Source organism: Agromyces sp. Soil535, assembly GCF_001428255.1.
In the GTDB taxonomy this organism is placed as follows: Bacteria; Actinomycetota; Actinomycetes; order Actinomycetales; family Microbacteriaceae; genus Agromyces.
The window spans coordinates 192,171-205,730 of sequence record NZ_LMRW01000003.1; the positions used below are offsets into that span (position 1 = coordinate 192,171).

Here is a 13,560-nt window from a genome sequence, read left to right on the forward strand (position 1 = left end):
CACGAGAAGGAGTCACCATGAGTGCCACCATCGTCCTTGTCCACGGCGGATTCGTCGACGGAGCCGGATGGCGCGGCGTGTACGACGAGCTGCGAGCAGACGGCTACGACGTGCGCGTCGTGCAGAACCCCACGAAGTCCCTCGCGGACGACGCCGCCACGACCCGCGACGTACTCGACGCCGTCGACGGCCCGGTCGTCCTCGTCGGCCATTCCTACGGCGGGGCCGTGATCACCGAGGCCGGCACGCACGACGCGGTCGCCGCCCTGGTGTACATCACGGCGTTCGCGCCCGACCAGGGCGAGTCGGTCAACTCGCTCATCGGGACGTTCCCGCCCGAGGGACCCCAGCCGCCGATCCTGCCCCCCGTCAACGGCTACCTCTTCCTCGACCGGACGAAGTTCCACGACTCGTTCGCCGGCGATGTCACCGCCGAAGAGGCTGCCTTCATGGCCGACTCGCAGGTGCCGTGGGGCCTCGACGCCCTCGGCGGCACCATCACCGAGGCCGCGTGGCGCGTGAAGCCGAGCTGGTACCTCCACGTCAGCGATGACAGGATGATCCCGCCCGCCGCGCAGGCCTCGATGGCCGAGCGCACCGGCGCGACCGTCGTGCAGACGCCGGGCAGCCACGCGATCTACGTGTCGCAGCCGAAGGTCGTCGCCGACCTGATCCGCGCGGCCGCGGCGAAGGTCGCTGCATCCGAAGCCGCCTGAGAAGCCGACGTGGCCGGAGTTCGCCTCGATGAGCTCCGGCCACGGCTGTCGGCGCCGGTGCGACTACCGAGCGAGCGCCGCCTCAGCGTCGAGCCACCCTAGCTTGTTCGGGTTGACGATCGAGTAGATCCGGGTGATCCGCCCGTTCTCCACGACCACGCCGCCCGCCGCGGCAAGCTCGCCGTCGACGTCGATGCGGATGCCCGGAGCTCCGTTCACCCACATCGACGACGCCGCGAGGTGCACCGTCGCGATGCCCTGCATGATGAGGGTCGCCACGCGCTCCGCTCCCGTGATCGGCCTCCGTGCGGCCTGTACGATCCCGCCGCCGTCGGCGATGAGGACGGCGTCGGGCGCGAGCACGTCCATGAGCCCCTGCACGTCGCCAGTGTTGACGGCGAGGAGGAAGCGCTCCACGACCTGCGCCTGCTCGGCGGGCTCGACCCGCGTGCGCGGGCGCCGCGCGGCCACGTGGTCCTTCGCTCGGTGGGCGATCTGCCGCACAGCGGCGGGTGACTTGTCGACGGCCTCGGCGATCTCGTCATACGGCACGTCGAAGACCTCGCGCAGCACGAACACCACACGCTCGGTCGGCCCGAGCGTCTCGAGCACGGTGAGCATCGCCATCGAGACGCTCTCGGCGAGCTCGACGTCGTCGGCGACATCCGGACTCGTGAGCAGCGGCTCGGGCAGCCACTCGCCCACGTACTCCTCGCGACGTCGCGACACGGTGCGCAACTGGTTCAGCGCCTGCCGGGTCACGATCCGCACGAGGTACGCACGCGGATCGCGCACCTGCTCGTGGTCGACGCCCGCCCACCGCAGCCAGGACTCCTGCAGCACGTCCTCCGCGTCGGCGGCGGAGCCGAGCATCTCGTACGCGACCGTGAAGAGCAGGTTGCGGTGGATGACGAACGGGTCTTCGTTCATGACGGGAGATCCGCTCATACCTGCGAGGCTACGCCCGCCGGTGCGGGAGTCGCGAGCGGCGGCAACCCGCAGGCCGTCGAGAACTCCGCTGAGTGGATGCCCAGGGCGATGTTCGTGCGCGCCGACGCGTTCATGAACCCGACCTTCGCGCCCAGCTCCAGGAGCGCCGGGGCGCCGAGCTCCGCGAGCAGCACGGCGCACAGTTCGTCGGTGACGGCCGGTGGGGTCTGGCTCATCGCCTCGGCGAATTCCATGACTCGGCGCTCGAGGGGCGTGTACAGCGACGACTCACGCCACCGCGGCACCTCGCGGGCCTTCTCCTCATCGAGGCCGTCATTGTGCGCCATGAAGTAGTGCAGGTCGAGGCAGAAGCTGCAGCCGACCGTTGCCGCTGCCGCCATGTTCGCGAGCGAGGCGAGGTTCGGGTCGAGCCGATCCCACTTCTCCACCTTGCGACCGAGCGTCATCATGTCCTTGAGCACGACAGGGTTGTGCCACATGACCCCGAGCGAGTCCGGAACCTGACCGAGCATCTTCCTGCTCATCATCTTCACCAACCCGCCGTACAGGCCGGTGATCTCGGTCGGGGGAACGCGGGTCGTGCCGGTCATGTCTCCTCCAAGGGCTTCGTGCACCGTTTCGTGCCTTCGACATGGAGACACCGGCCGAACGCCGGGTGTGACATCCGACCGGTTCGCCCCGCCGCGAGGCTCGATCGGACTGACACCTGGTGCGTCGTGGCGCTCAGCCGCCGGTACGGCGTAGATTGGGCCGCACCGAGGAGGTCTGCGTGAGTAGCACACGTGAGTCCACCGTCTCCCGCGTCGATGAGCAGGAGTCACGGGCCGTCGCCGAGGCCGCCCGTGAGCAGGACTGGCGCAAGCCCAGCTTCGCCAAGGGCCTCTACCTGGGGCAGTTCGACCTGTCGTTGATCCATCCGCACCCTCGACCGGAACCGGACCGGCGAGAACGCGGTGAGAAGTTCCTCGCCGCGCTGGAGTCATACCTGCGAACCCTGGACGGCACGGTCATCGAGCGCGATGCGCGCATCCCCGACGAGTACATCAAGGGGCTCGCAGACCTCGGGGCCTTCGGGATGAAGATCCCGGTCGAGTACGGCGGCCTGGGGCTGGGCCAGTACTACTACAACCACGCCCTGGCGCTGATCGGCTCGGTGAGCCCCAGTATCGTCGCGATGATGTCGGCGCACCAGTCCGTCGGCGTCCCCGAACCGCTCGTCCTCTCGGGGACGGAAGAGCAGAAGCATCGGTTCCTGCCGCGGTGCGCAAAGGGCGCGATCAGCGCATTCCTGCTGACGGAGCCCGACGTCGGCTCGGACCCGGCTCGACTGCTGACGAGCGCGACACCGACCGAGGACGAGACGGCGTACGTCCTGAGCGGCACCAAGCTGTGGACCACCAACGGGGTGGTCGCCGAACTGCTCGTCGTGATGGCGCGCGTCCCCAAGTCGGACGGGCACCACGGAGGGATCAGCGCGTTCGTCGTCGAGGCCGACTCCCCCGGTATCGCCGTGCGACGCCGTAACGCGTTCATGGGGTTGCGTGGAATCGAGAACGGCCTCACGACCTTGCAGAACGTGCGCGTGCCGCGGGAGAACCTGATCGGCCGCGAGGGCGAAGGCCTCAAGATCGCGTTGACCACCCTCAACGCCGGTCGCCTGGCGATCCCGGCCATCTGCGTCGGCGCGGGCAAGTGGAGCCTGAAGATCGCACGCGAGTGGTCGCGGGAGCGGGTGCAATGGGGCCGGCCGATCGGCGAACACGCCGCGGTCGCACACAAGATCGCGTTCATCGCCGCGACGACGTTCGCGCTCGAGGCGGTGGTCGACCTGTCGGGACAGCTCGCCGACGAGAACCGCAAGGACATCCGCATCGAGGCGGCGCTCGCCAAACTGTGGTCCTCGGAGATGACGTGGCAGGTCGCCGACGAACTGGTGCAGATCCGCGGCGGTCGCGGGTTCGAGACGGCGGCGTCGCTCGCAGCCCGCGGCGAGCGGGCCGTCGCTGCCGAGCAGGTGCTGCGCGACCTGCGGATCAACCGGATCTTCGAGGGCTCGACCGAGATCATGCACCTGCTGATCGCGCGCGAGGCCGTCGACGCGCACCTCAAGGCCGCGGGAGACCTGATCGATCCGCACCTCGACCTGGCCCGCAAGGTGAAGGCCGCAGCCTCCGCCAGCGGGTTCTACGCCCGCTGGCTGCCCCAGCTGGTGACCGGCAGGGGCGACCTGCCGACGGCGTACGACGAGTTCGGCGCGCTCGCGCCGCACCTGCGCTACGTCGAGCGCACCAGCCGCAAGCTGGCGCGCGCGACCTTCTACGGGATGGCCCGCTGGCAGGGCGGCCTGGAACGCAAGCAGGGGTTCCTCGCCCGCGTGGTCGACGTCGGCGCCGAGCTGTTCGCCGTGTCGGCGTCCTGCGTGCGCGCGGCGATGATCGCCGCAGACCAGCCGGAACAGGGCAAGGCCGCATACCAGCTGGCGCACACCTTCGCCGAGCAGTCCCGTCATCGTACGGAGAGACTGCTGGATGCGTTGTGGAACAACACCGATGCCGCCGATGAACGCCTCGCCGCCCGGGTGCTCGACGACCGCTACACCTGGCTGGAGCAGGGGATCATCGATGCCAGCGAGGGTACCGGCCCATGGGTTGCCGAGGAGGTGGCCGCCGACGCGGCGGAGAACGTCGCCCGCCGCTTCCTTCCCCCGACGGAAGAGACGTAGGCGCCTGCCCGCCGACCGTCGCGACTACAGCCCTTCGGCGATCTGCTTGATCGCGGCGAGACGGCGGTCCCACTCGGCGCCGATGGCGTCGAGCCGGTGCGCGGTGGCGCTCAGCTGCGACCCGATCACGCGGTAGCGGACCTCGCGTCCGACCCGCACCGGTTCGACCAGGCCGACCTCCTGCAGCACGGCGAGGTGCTTCGCGATCGCCTGACGGGTGACCGGAAGGCGCCCGGCGAGCGCAGACGCCGAAGCATCGCCCTCGCCGAGTGCCGCCAGGATGCTCCACCGGGTCTCGTCGCCGAGTGCGGCGAACACGGGGACCAGCGTCGCGGTCATCACGAGCCGCCCTCGAGCAGGGCGACGAGCTTGTCGAGCTCACCGTCCCAGCCCTCGCGGTGGCTCTCGAGGTTCGCGCTCGGGTCGGAGGTGGTCTCGAACCCGGTCTCCACCACCGTGAGCCGGGTGCCGTTCGACACCCGCTCGAGGGTGAAGGTGAAGACCGTCGAGTGCGCCTCGTCGACCTCGTCGGGCAGCGACCCGGGGGCGTCGTCGTTCCCCCAGCGGTACGAGACCATCCGGGGCGCGTCGAGCGCCTCGATCCGCAGTGGCACGGCCCCGTAGTCGGGGAACGTGAGGGTGCCCCGCGCGCCGACGCCGGCGCCGTTGAAGACGGCCTGCCCGAACCACTTCGAGATGTGCTCGGGCTCGGTCACCGCCGACCACACCTTCTCGATCGGCGCGGCGATCTGGATCGTGCGCCGCACGGTGAACTGGCTCTCGTCGATGACGGATGCCTCGTTGCTGGTCATGTGCTCCATGATGCTTCCTTTCATTGGGTTCTGCAGTTATCGGGTTGCAACGGGTTGGGCCTCGGGCACGAGTGCCGCGACGGGGGCCCTGAAGAGGCTCGTGGCCCACGCAGCGGCGATGGCCGTCAGGGCGATGACGATCCCCGTGACCACGGCGAAGGAGACTTCCCGGCCGTCGATCGCCATCCCGCCCGCGAACGCGCCGAACGCGATGCCGGCGTTCACCGCGGATGCGGGCAATGACGATGCGAGCGGTGCGCCGGGGCCGGCGAGCCTCACGACGCGGTACTGGATCGACGGACCGGTGCCCATGCCGAAGAGCCCGATGCCGAATACGGCCAGGCCCGCGAGCCACGGGTTCGCTCCGAAGGCGAGTAGCGCGACGAGCGATGCCGTCACGCCGATCGCCCCGATGATCAGCGTGCGGGATGCGTTGGCGTCGGCGAAGCGGCCGCCGCCGAACGACCCGATGGCGGTGGCGGCGCCGTACACGAGCAGGAACACCGAGACGGTCGGCCCCGTGACATCCGCCACCTGGTTGAGGAACGGGACGAGGTACGTGACGGCCGACAGCATGGCCGCGAACGTCAGGAAGCTCACCGCGAGCACCGCGAGCACTCGCGGGGCGAACGCATGCCGGGCCTGGCCCACCGCGCTGTGCTCGCGCGGGGTCGGCACCGACGGCAGCACCGCGATCGCGAGCGCCAGGACGATTGCGCCGGCCGCGACCACGGCGACGAACGATCCGCGCCAGCCGACCGCCTGCCCGAGCAGCGTGCCCACCGGCAGCCCCAGCGCGCTCGACATCGCGAATCCCGAGATGATCACGGCCATCGCACGGCCGGTGCGCTCGGGGGGCACGATCGAGGTCGCGGTCACCATCGCGGCCGCGATGAACAACCCCTGCACCGCGCCGATGACGACCCGAGCGGCGACGAAGGCCGGATAGTCGGCGATCAGCGCCGGCAGCAGGTTGGCCACGACGAACACGCTCGTCGCGCCGAGCAGCACACGCCGACGATCGAATCGCGTCGTCAGGAACGTCAGCAGGGGGCCGCCGATCGCGAGCCCGAGCGCGTTGGCGGTCACCAACGCGCCCGCGGCGGGCACCGACACCGCCAGGTCGACGGCGATCAGGTCGATCATGCCGACCACGAGCATCTCGGCGCAGCCCATCACGAACGCCCCGGCGAACAGTACGGCCAGCACAGCGGTGGTGGGTGCCGGCGCCTCTCTGGTGGTCATCATCTTCGCTCCTCAGTTTGCTGCAACCCGATAGTTGCAGATCTACCAAGAAACTGCAACCCCCAAGTTGCAGTCGGCAGAAGCCTCAGTCGGCGGCCAGGATCGCCTCGAGCCGCGCCCGGCACTCGGCGACGAAGTCGGGATACGTGTGCCAGTAGTAGGAGATGCCGCTCACCGCCACCGCGATCCCACGCCCGGGCGCGCGTCCAGGTCGGTTCGTCGAGCCCCGAATCGTCCCAGTACGCCCGGCGAGCCTGGGGCGGCAAGTCCCAGATCGTGGCGTGCTCGGCATCGGGCCCGCCGTCCGAGGCAGCCGCACGAGCAACTCGTCGCCCAGGCGGAACATCCGAGAAGCCTCTCAAACGGATGCCGCGGAAGGCCAACGGGACCACCCCTGCCGCCGCGCCGGCCACCACATCCGTCTCGCGAGGAGCAGTCGAGGCGGATGCGCCCGACGCTACGGCCGCGTCAGCACGATGGATGCAGCGAACCGGCCGACCACCCGCCTGAAGAGCGGCTTCGCCAGGGCCGCGGCATCCTTCGGGTCGATCAGGCGAGGTTCCGTCGCCCGATGGACCCGCCCCTTCCAGGTCACGGTGGCGCCGCCGGCCGCCAGTACGTTCCTGGCCCAATTGGTCTTCGGGCCCCATGGCAATCCGATGAGGAAGATGTCGGTCGACATCGCCGGGATCACGGCGACCGGGGTGTCGTAGTGCGTCCCGCTCCGTCGTCCGTCGTGGTGCATGATCGCCCACAGGGGGAACCAACGTCGCCCGGAGAGCGCCAGAGCCACCGGAGCGCTCACCCGCAGTAGCCATCGGGGCGGCGGTGCTGGAGCACGACTCGACTCACCCATGGTTCCAGCATCCTCCGTTCCGAGGATGTGTTGCGGCATCCGGAAGCGCGATGACGCGGCGCCCCACGGCAGGCGCCGCGTCATCCGCTCACCGCGACATCACCCGGCGACGACGGACTCCAGCGCCGGCTCGTCGCCACGGGCCGGCTCGCTCTGGACGGTGAGCGTGACCGGGGCGCATCCGCTCGCACTCACGTGCACGGTGATGGGGCCGGCGCCGGTCGGCCGGATGATGGCGAGGGCACGGCCATCGAACGTTCGATGGCTGGCCGTTCGATACGTGTGCTCCGGGGCGGGGTTCCCACTTCCGAGAGCCTGCAGGACGCCGGCACCAGTCACGTCCACGGTGATGATCCCGTCTGCATCGGTGAACACGTTCCCATCACTGTCGCTGAGCGACACGGGAACGAACACGAGGTCCGAGAGGTTGCCCCGCGGCGCACCTGACTCGGCCGACACCGTGAGTTCCGGCGAACCGCTCGCGGTGCGAAGCGAATGGCGTTCGGCAGGTGCTCCGTCACGATAGGCAACCGCGACCAGTTCTCCGGGCTCGTAGTTCACGATGAACTCCGCCTTGTAACGGTTCGCGGCGCCGGCGGCTGCTCGGGCGATCGGCCGGTCATTCAGTCGGAGCTCCACCTCGTCGGCGTCGGTGTAGATCTCGACGGTCAACGGTCGGCCCTCGTGTCCTGCCCAGGTCCAGCTGGCGATGCTGTCGCTCCAGCTCCAAGGTCCGGCGTGGAAGGTGTCGTGCTCATGGCCCGGCCGGTGAACAGCGATGTACGGGGCGGATCTGAGACCGAAGACGATTTCGCGGTAATACGAGGCCGGCCTCCGATCGCCTGTCAGGTCGATGTCGCCGCACCAGGCAGCGATCCAGGGGAAGGGACCTGCAAATGACGGGGCGTCGCTCTCGCCGGTGAGGTACTGGGGGCGACCGATGCCGACCTCACCGAGGTAGTCCCAGCCCGTCCAGGTGAAGTCACCGATCACGTGTGGGTTCTCCCGCACGAGACGCCAATTGTGGTCGATGTGGGCTGGGAACGTCTCGGTTCCGACGATGATCCGGTTGGGGAAGAGCTCCTGGTCCATGACGTAGCGGCTGTCGAGGTAGTTCATGCCGGCCACGTCGAGCACGCCGAAGGACTCGGCCGTGCGCTCGGTGACGAGGGGCGATGCGCCGATCATGTTCATGAACTCGCCGGGGCCCGACATCAGCGTGTTGATGCCGGCGCCGTCGTCGGCTCCTGCGCCTCGCTCGGCACTCATCCGCTTGAGGTCGTCGATGACGGCGAGCATGCCGTTCACCGCATTGGTGACGAAGCGTGTCGGGTCGAGTTCGCGCACCTTCTCGGCGAGGTTGCGGCCGATGACGCCGCCCGTAGGTGAGCCCGTTTCGGGAATCTCGTTGCCGATCGAGTACATGATCACGCAGGGGTGGTTGAAGTCCTTGGCCACCATGGCGGCGACGTCACGTTCCCACCATTCGGCGAAGTTGAGCGCGTAATCGTAAGCGGTCTTGGTCGAGGTCCACATGTCGAACGTCTCGTCCATGACGTACATGCCCAACCGGTCGCACGCGTCGAGCAGCGCCGAGCTCATCGGGTTGTGCGCGGAACGGATGGCGTTGAATCCCGCTTCCTTGAGCAAGCGGATGCGTCGCTCCTCCGCCGCTGCGAACGTCGCCGATCCGAGGATGCCATTGTCGTGGTGGATGCAGGCGCCGCGGAGCTTGACACTTCGTCCGTTCACGCGCAGACCATGGACGGGATCCAGCTGCAGCCGTCGGATGCCGAAGTGCGTCGACACCACGTCGGTGGCCTGTTCATCAGCGATGATCTCAGCGGTTGCGGTGTAGAGGGTCGGTGACTCCGCGCTCCAGAGCGCCGGCGTCGGCACGTACAGACGCTGGCGGCTGACGGCGCTCGCTCGTGCCGGGACCGTGACCACGGCCACGCCCGACGCAGCCGCTGCACCCTGCGGGTCGGTGAGTGCGACGCGGACCTCCACCGTCTGCGGACGGATGCCGGCGTTCTCGACGGTGGTGGCGACCTCGACGATGGCCCCCTCGGCCTCGACGTCGGGAGTCGTCACACGGAGTCCGTCGACGGTGACGTGTACGCCTTCCCCGGTGAGCAACCACACGTCCCGGTAGATTCCCGCGCCGGTATACCAGCGCGAGTCCTGGTTGGCGCGGGCCTCGACGATGATCTCGTTCTCCTCTCCCGGCCGGAGGAACTGGTCGGCATTCACGCTGAACGCCGAGTATCCGTTCGGGCGTCGACCGGCGAGATCCCCGTTGATGTACACCATCGCGTCGCGGTACACGCCTTCGAACCCGAGGACGACGCGCTTGGTCGCGAAGTCGGCCGGCGCGTGGAACGTCTTCCGATACTGGTACGCGCCTCCGGGGAAGTACGCGACCGCGGGTTCGCCCTGTGGGTCGCGGTCTCGACCGATGGTCGCGTCGTGCGGCAGTGCGACGTCTTGGTAGGGGGTGGATGCTCCGGCGAGTTCGGCGAAGGGATTGACCTTCTCGCGGAATTGCCACCCGTCGTTGAATCGAGTTCGCTTCATCGGATCTCCCGGGTTTCAGAGTTGTCGGCGGTCATGGTCTGCTTGATCGTCTGCAGAAGCTGCAGCGCGGCGATGCTGGATGTGAGCGGGTGAAGCGGATGCTGCCTGTGGCCGTCGAGGATCGCCTCGTTGACGGATTCGAGCATCGGGACGTAGCCGAACCCGCGCCGTTCGTGCTCCGTTCGATTCGGCTCGAACAGGGCCCTCGCGATGGGACCTCGTCGGGTCTCGTAGCTGGTCGAGGCCCAGAACGGTGCTGCGATCGTGATCCAACCGTCGGAGCCGCTGACCGAGGCGGTCGGTTCCACGTACTCCGTCATCGACGCCCCGAGCTGTGCGAACCGGCCGTCGGCATAGTCGAAGGTGACGTGGATTCCCACGTCGACGCCGTCAGGTCGTACGGTGCCGTCGGCCGAGATGCGGTCGGGAGCGCCCAGGACGTCGAGTGCGAGCGTCACCGGATAGACGCCCTGGTCCAGCAGCGTGCTGCTCGAACGGTCGGCGCTCCACCGGGTGGAGTTCGCGCGCCCGAACGGCAGGCCGAACGACGCTCGCACGCTCCGCGTCTCACCGATGGCGTTTCGGCGGACGTCGGCCAGCATGGCCCCGTAGACGCGGTTGAACTTCATCCACATCGCCTCCATCGCGAACCGGTCGGTCGCGCGGGCAGCGGCCGCGATGCGTTCCCCCTCAACCGCGTCGACGGCCAGAGGCTTCTCGATGAGGACGTGCTTGCCGGCCTCCAACGCCCGAACGGCGATCGCGGCGTGGGTCGCGTGGGGGGTGGCGACGTAGACGACGTCGACGTCGGGGTCGCCGAGGAGGTCATCCAGCTGGACGAAAGCTCGGTCGAACCCGAACTCCTCGCAGAATGCCTTCGCACGTGCACCGTCGCGGGAGTGCACCGCATTGCGGCGCACTCCCTCGACCTGCGCGAGATCGGAAGCGATGAACCGGGAGACGTCGCCGGTGCCGACGATCGCCCAGTTCAGGACGTGTTCTGCCACTCGCATGACGGTGCCGTCAGCCGGCGGCCGGGCGGACGGTCTCGGTGGTGGCCCGTCGTGCCGCGAGGTCCCGCTGCATCCGAGGCAGATCCTTGTCGATGTTCAGGAAGTAGATGATGACGCCCATGAGCAGCGACACGATCAGCGGAAGCCAGAGGTAGAGGAAGATCTCCATGCCGACTGCCGATTGAGGCTGCGTCGCAGCCAGACCGTCGTAGCTGGCGGCGGCCAGCAACCAGCCCACCAGCGCGGCGCCCAGGCCGGCTCCGAAGTTCTGGCCGGCCGTCGCGGCTGCGTAGTTCATGCCGTCCAGGCGGACGCCCGTCTTCCATTCGCCGTAGTCCACCACATCAGCCACGAGGGCGAACAGGCCGGCTGCCGCCGGAATGGCGCCGATGGAGCGGATGATCCCGCCGACGAGGACGAGGGTGAAGTTCGTCGGATCCACGAGCGTGATGAGGGCGCCGATCACGGAGACGGCCACTCCGACGAGGATGGCCTTCCGCTTGCCGACGCGACCGATGATCGCCGGCATGAACCACATTCCGATCAGGAGCGGGGCGATCTGCACCAGGCCCAGGAAGCTGTAGACGTTCGGGTCGCCGAGCACGTCCTTGGCGAAGAAGATGCCGACGCTCGAGGTGCCCACGAGCAGGTAGTTGAGGAAGAAGAACCCGAAAGCCAGGAAGAAGTACGGGTTGCCAAGCAGCAGCCGCACGGTCTGCCTGACCGGAAGCTTGTGGCCGTCGTCCTTCTCGAGGGTGGTCCTCACCCGCTCCTTGGTGCCGAAGAACACGATGAGGAACGTCACGGCGGAGATGGCGCCGTAGATGATCGAGACCACCGTCCAGCCCGCCTGACCGCCGCCCGCCGAGGTCACGATCGGGATGGTGACGAAGTTGACGACGAGGGTGGTGAAGAGTGCGAAGAACGTGCGGATGACCGTCAGTGAGACGCGCATCTTGGAGTTCGAGGTGATGACCGAAAGCAAGGTGTGGTACGCGAGGTTCGAGCCCACGAAGCCGACGCCGAGGCACAGGAAGTACATGACGAACGCGTAGACCTGCCGACCGGTTTCGTCGAGTCCGGCAGGAACGTTGAAGAGCAGGATGAACGAGATCACCACGACCGGCGTGCTGAACAGGATCCACGGGCGAGCCTTGCCCCACTTCGTGGTGGTGCGATCGATGAACGTGCCGAGGATCAGGTCCATCGTGCCGTCCATGATCCTTCCGAAGAGCAACAGCGTGCCGGCGATGGCAGCGCCGATGCCGACGGTGTCGGTGAAATAGAACAGCAGGAACGCGGAGATCGGCGCGAAGATCAGGTTCCCACCGACGTCGCCGATGCCGTACGCCAGCCGCTCCCGGACGGTGAGCCTCTGGCCGCTGTGGTCGGCGACGGCCTCACCGACCGCATCGGCGGCCAACGTCGCTGTCAATGAATCCTCGTTGGCGAGAGCGACTGCTGCCCTCACCTGTTCTGCTGACGTGCGCGTCGAATCCTTCGCCATCGCTGACTCCTTTGTCGATGATCGTCCTGAGCGGACTGCCAAGTGTCACGTGTTAGTAACGCGTGACACCGACCGTAGGCTATTCAGTGTCACGTGTCAACGGAGTTGTGACACAATGGATCCATGAGTGCCGAGGTTTCGCCCGTTCGACGAGCAACGAGCTTCGACGTCGCTCGTGAGGCGGGAGTATCGCGCTCAACCGTCAGCCAGGTGCTGAACGGCGACATCCGCTTCCCAGCGGAGACGCGAGCGAAGGTGCTCGCTGCAGCCGAGCTGCTGGACTACCGTCCGTCTCGAGCTGGTCGTGCTCTGGCGACAGGCCTGAGCGAGATCGTGGTGGTGCTCGTGCCGAATGCGACCTTCGGTCCTCACCTGCAGGACTCGGTTGACCGCATCACCAACGCGTCGGCGACGGAGGGCCTGAGCGTCGTCGTGCGCTTCGGACGTCCGGATGAGGAAAGCACCCTGACCTCCGTGCTGGATCTTCGTCCGACTGCCGTCGTCGACCTCGGAGTGCTCGCGTCGTCGCAGAGGTCACGGCTCGAGGCCGCAGGCATCCGCATCATCCCCGCGAAGGTTCCGGCGACGGGAGCGGGTGAAGACAGGGATCCGATCGACATCCTGATCGGTCGGCTCCAGGTGCGCGAGCTCGTTCGTGAGGGACCGCGCACGCTCGTCTACGCGGCACTGGCGGACCATCGCCTCGATCCGTTCGGCCCACCGCGTCGCGAAGGGATACGGCGAGAGGCAGACGAGCGAGGGTTGCCCGCGCCGACGGAGATCCGCGTTCCACTCGACATCGACGCTGCAATCACAGCGGTCGCCGCGGTGCTCGATCGAACGGACGGCGGGCCGATCGGCTTCTGCTGCTACAACGACGACGTTGCGATCGCGGTGGTCGCCGCGGTCCGCCGCCTCGGACGGAACATCCCTGAGGACGTCGCGATCGTCGGCGTCGATCGTACGGACCTGGGTCAGCTGGTCTCGCCTCGCCTGAGCTCGATCTCCATCGACATGCCAGCCCTGATGGAACTGTTCGTCGCCGAACTCAAGGCGATACGGAGTAAGGCCGCGCCAGAACAGGAGCTGCCGACCGCACAGCCGGATGCAGCTGCACTGGTCAGCATCGTCCGCGGGGAGACGTCGTAGCGCGTCCGTTCA

Annotated in this window: 12 protein-coding genes; 3 read left to right on the plus strand and 9 right to left on the minus strand. The window is 68.0% G+C overall.

Annotated features, from left to right (window positions below; all coding sequences use genetic code 11):
- Positions 1 to 17 precede the first annotated feature (17 nt).
- Positions 18 to 716, plus strand: a complete 699-nt coding sequence (locus tag ASG80_RS05170) for an alpha/beta fold hydrolase (protein ID WP_056729095.1) — start codon at positions 18 to 20, stop codon at positions 714 to 716.
- Between the two features lie 63 nt (positions 717 to 779).
- Here the strand turns inward: ASG80_RS05170 and ASG80_RS05175 are convergent, their stop codons facing one another.
- Both ASG80_RS05175 and ASG80_RS05180 read right to left on the minus strand, forming a co-directional pair.
- The gene (locus tag ASG80_RS05175; RefSeq protein WP_235508179.1) at positions 780 to 1,664 is read right to left on the minus strand and encodes an RNA polymerase sigma-70 factor; all 885 of its coding nucleotides are present in this window, start codon (positions 1,662 to 1,664) and stop codon (positions 780 to 782) included.
- Positions 1,661 to 2,257 carry a carboxymuconolactone decarboxylase family protein gene (locus ASG80_RS05180; RefSeq protein ID WP_056729097.1) on the minus strand — a complete coding sequence of 199 codons (597 nt, stop codon included), beginning with the start codon at positions 2,255 to 2,257 and terminating at the stop codon, positions 1,661 to 1,663. The genes ASG80_RS05175 and ASG80_RS05180 overlap by 4 nt, the downstream gene beginning before the upstream one ends.
- Positions 2,258 to 2,436: 179 nt before the next feature.
- Between ASG80_RS05180 and ASG80_RS05185 the strand changes: the two genes are divergently transcribed.
- On the plus strand, positions 2,437 to 4,389 hold the full coding sequence (locus tag ASG80_RS05185) for an acyl-CoA dehydrogenase family protein (protein ID WP_056729098.1): 1,953 nt from the start codon (positions 2,437 to 2,439) through the stop codon (positions 4,387 to 4,389).
- Between the two features lie 24 nt (positions 4,390 to 4,413).
- Here ASG80_RS05185 and ASG80_RS05190 read toward each other — a convergent pair whose 3' ends face one another.
- The 7 genes from ASG80_RS05190 to ASG80_RS05220 all read right to left on the minus strand — a co-directional run bounded on the left by ASG80_RS05190 (position 4,414) and on the right by ASG80_RS05220 (position 12,327).
- The gene (locus ASG80_RS05190) at positions 4,414 to 4,728 is read right to left on the minus strand and encodes a helix-turn-helix transcriptional regulator (RefSeq protein ID WP_056729099.1); all 315 of its coding nucleotides are present in this window, start codon (positions 4,726 to 4,728) and stop codon (positions 4,414 to 4,416) included.
- The gene (locus tag ASG80_RS05195; RefSeq protein ID WP_056729100.1) at positions 4,728 to 5,210 is read right to left on the minus strand and encodes an SRPBCC family protein; all 483 of its coding nucleotides are present in this window, start codon (positions 5,208 to 5,210) and stop codon (positions 4,728 to 4,730) included. Before ASG80_RS05195 ends, ASG80_RS05190 begins: the two co-directional genes overlap by 1 nt.
- Before the next feature lie 27 nt (positions 5,211 to 5,237).
- The gene (locus ASG80_RS05200; protein ID WP_156401662.1) at positions 5,238 to 6,449 is read right to left on the minus strand and encodes an MFS transporter; all 1,212 of its coding nucleotides are present in this window, start codon (positions 6,447 to 6,449) and stop codon (positions 5,238 to 5,240) included.
- Between the two features lie 454 nt (positions 6,450 to 6,903).
- Positions 6,904 to 7,251, minus strand: coding sequence for a nitroreductase family deazaflavin-dependent oxidoreductase (locus ASG80_RS05205; protein ID WP_162256598.1), 348 nt, complete (start codon positions 7,249 to 7,251; stop codon positions 6,904 to 6,906).
- A 150-nt stretch (positions 7,252 to 7,401) separates the two neighbouring features.
- The gene (locus tag ASG80_RS05210) at positions 7,402 to 9,879 is read right to left on the minus strand and encodes a glycoside hydrolase family 2 TIM barrel-domain containing protein (RefSeq protein WP_056729102.1); all 2,478 of its coding nucleotides are present in this window, start codon (positions 9,877 to 9,879) and stop codon (positions 7,402 to 7,404) included.
- Positions 9,876 to 10,886, minus strand: a complete 1,011-nt coding sequence (locus tag ASG80_RS05215) for a Gfo/Idh/MocA family protein (protein WP_162256599.1) — start codon at positions 10,884 to 10,886, stop codon at positions 9,876 to 9,878. Before ASG80_RS05215 ends, ASG80_RS05210 begins: the two co-directional genes overlap by 4 nt.
- A 16-nt stretch (positions 10,887 to 10,902) precedes the next feature.
- Complete coding sequence (locus tag ASG80_RS05220; protein WP_162256600.1) at positions 10,903 to 12,327, minus strand: MFS transporter; 1,425 nt, start codon at positions 12,325 to 12,327, stop codon at positions 10,903 to 10,905.
- Positions 12,328 to 12,522: 195 nt separating this feature from the next.
- Here ASG80_RS05220 and ASG80_RS05225 point away from each other — a divergent pair, with 195 nt between their 5' ends.
- On the plus strand, positions 12,523 to 13,548 hold the full coding sequence (locus tag ASG80_RS05225; protein WP_056729105.1) for a LacI family DNA-binding transcriptional regulator: 1,026 nt from the start codon (positions 12,523 to 12,525) through the stop codon (positions 13,546 to 13,548).
- Positions 13,549 to 13,560 lie beyond the last annotated feature (12 nt).

Bases quoted from the DNA above. Each gene is read 5' to 3' on its own strand.
- ASG80_RS05170 (WP_056729095.1), top strand. From the start codon at position 18: ATGAGTGCCACCATCGTCCTTGTCCACGGCGGATTCGTCGACGGAGCC.
- ASG80_RS05175 (WP_235508179.1), bottom strand. From the start codon at position 1,664: ATGAGCGGATCTCCCGTCATGAACGAAGACCCGTTCGTCATCCACCGC.
- ASG80_RS05180 (WP_056729097.1), bottom strand. From the start codon at position 2,257: ATGACCGGCACGACCCGCGTTCCCCCGACCGAGATCACCGGCCTGTAC.
- ASG80_RS05190 (WP_056729099.1), bottom strand. From the start codon at position 4,728: ATGACCGCGACGCTGGTCCCCGTGTTCGCCGCACTCGGCGACGAGACC.
- ASG80_RS05195 (WP_056729100.1), bottom strand. From the start codon at position 5,210: ATGGAGCACATGACCAGCAACGAGGCATCCGTCATCGACGAGAGCCAG.
- ASG80_RS05200 (WP_156401662.1), bottom strand. From the start codon at position 6,449: ATGATGACCACCAGAGAGGCGCCGGCACCCACCACCGCTGTGCTGGCC.
- ASG80_RS05210 (WP_056729102.1), bottom strand. From the start codon at position 9,879: ATGAAGCGAACTCGATTCAACGACGGGTGGCAATTCCGCGAGAAGGTC.
- ASG80_RS05225 (WP_056729105.1), top strand. From the start codon at position 12,523: ATGAGTGCCGAGGTTTCGCCCGTTCGACGAGCAACGAGCTTCGACGTC.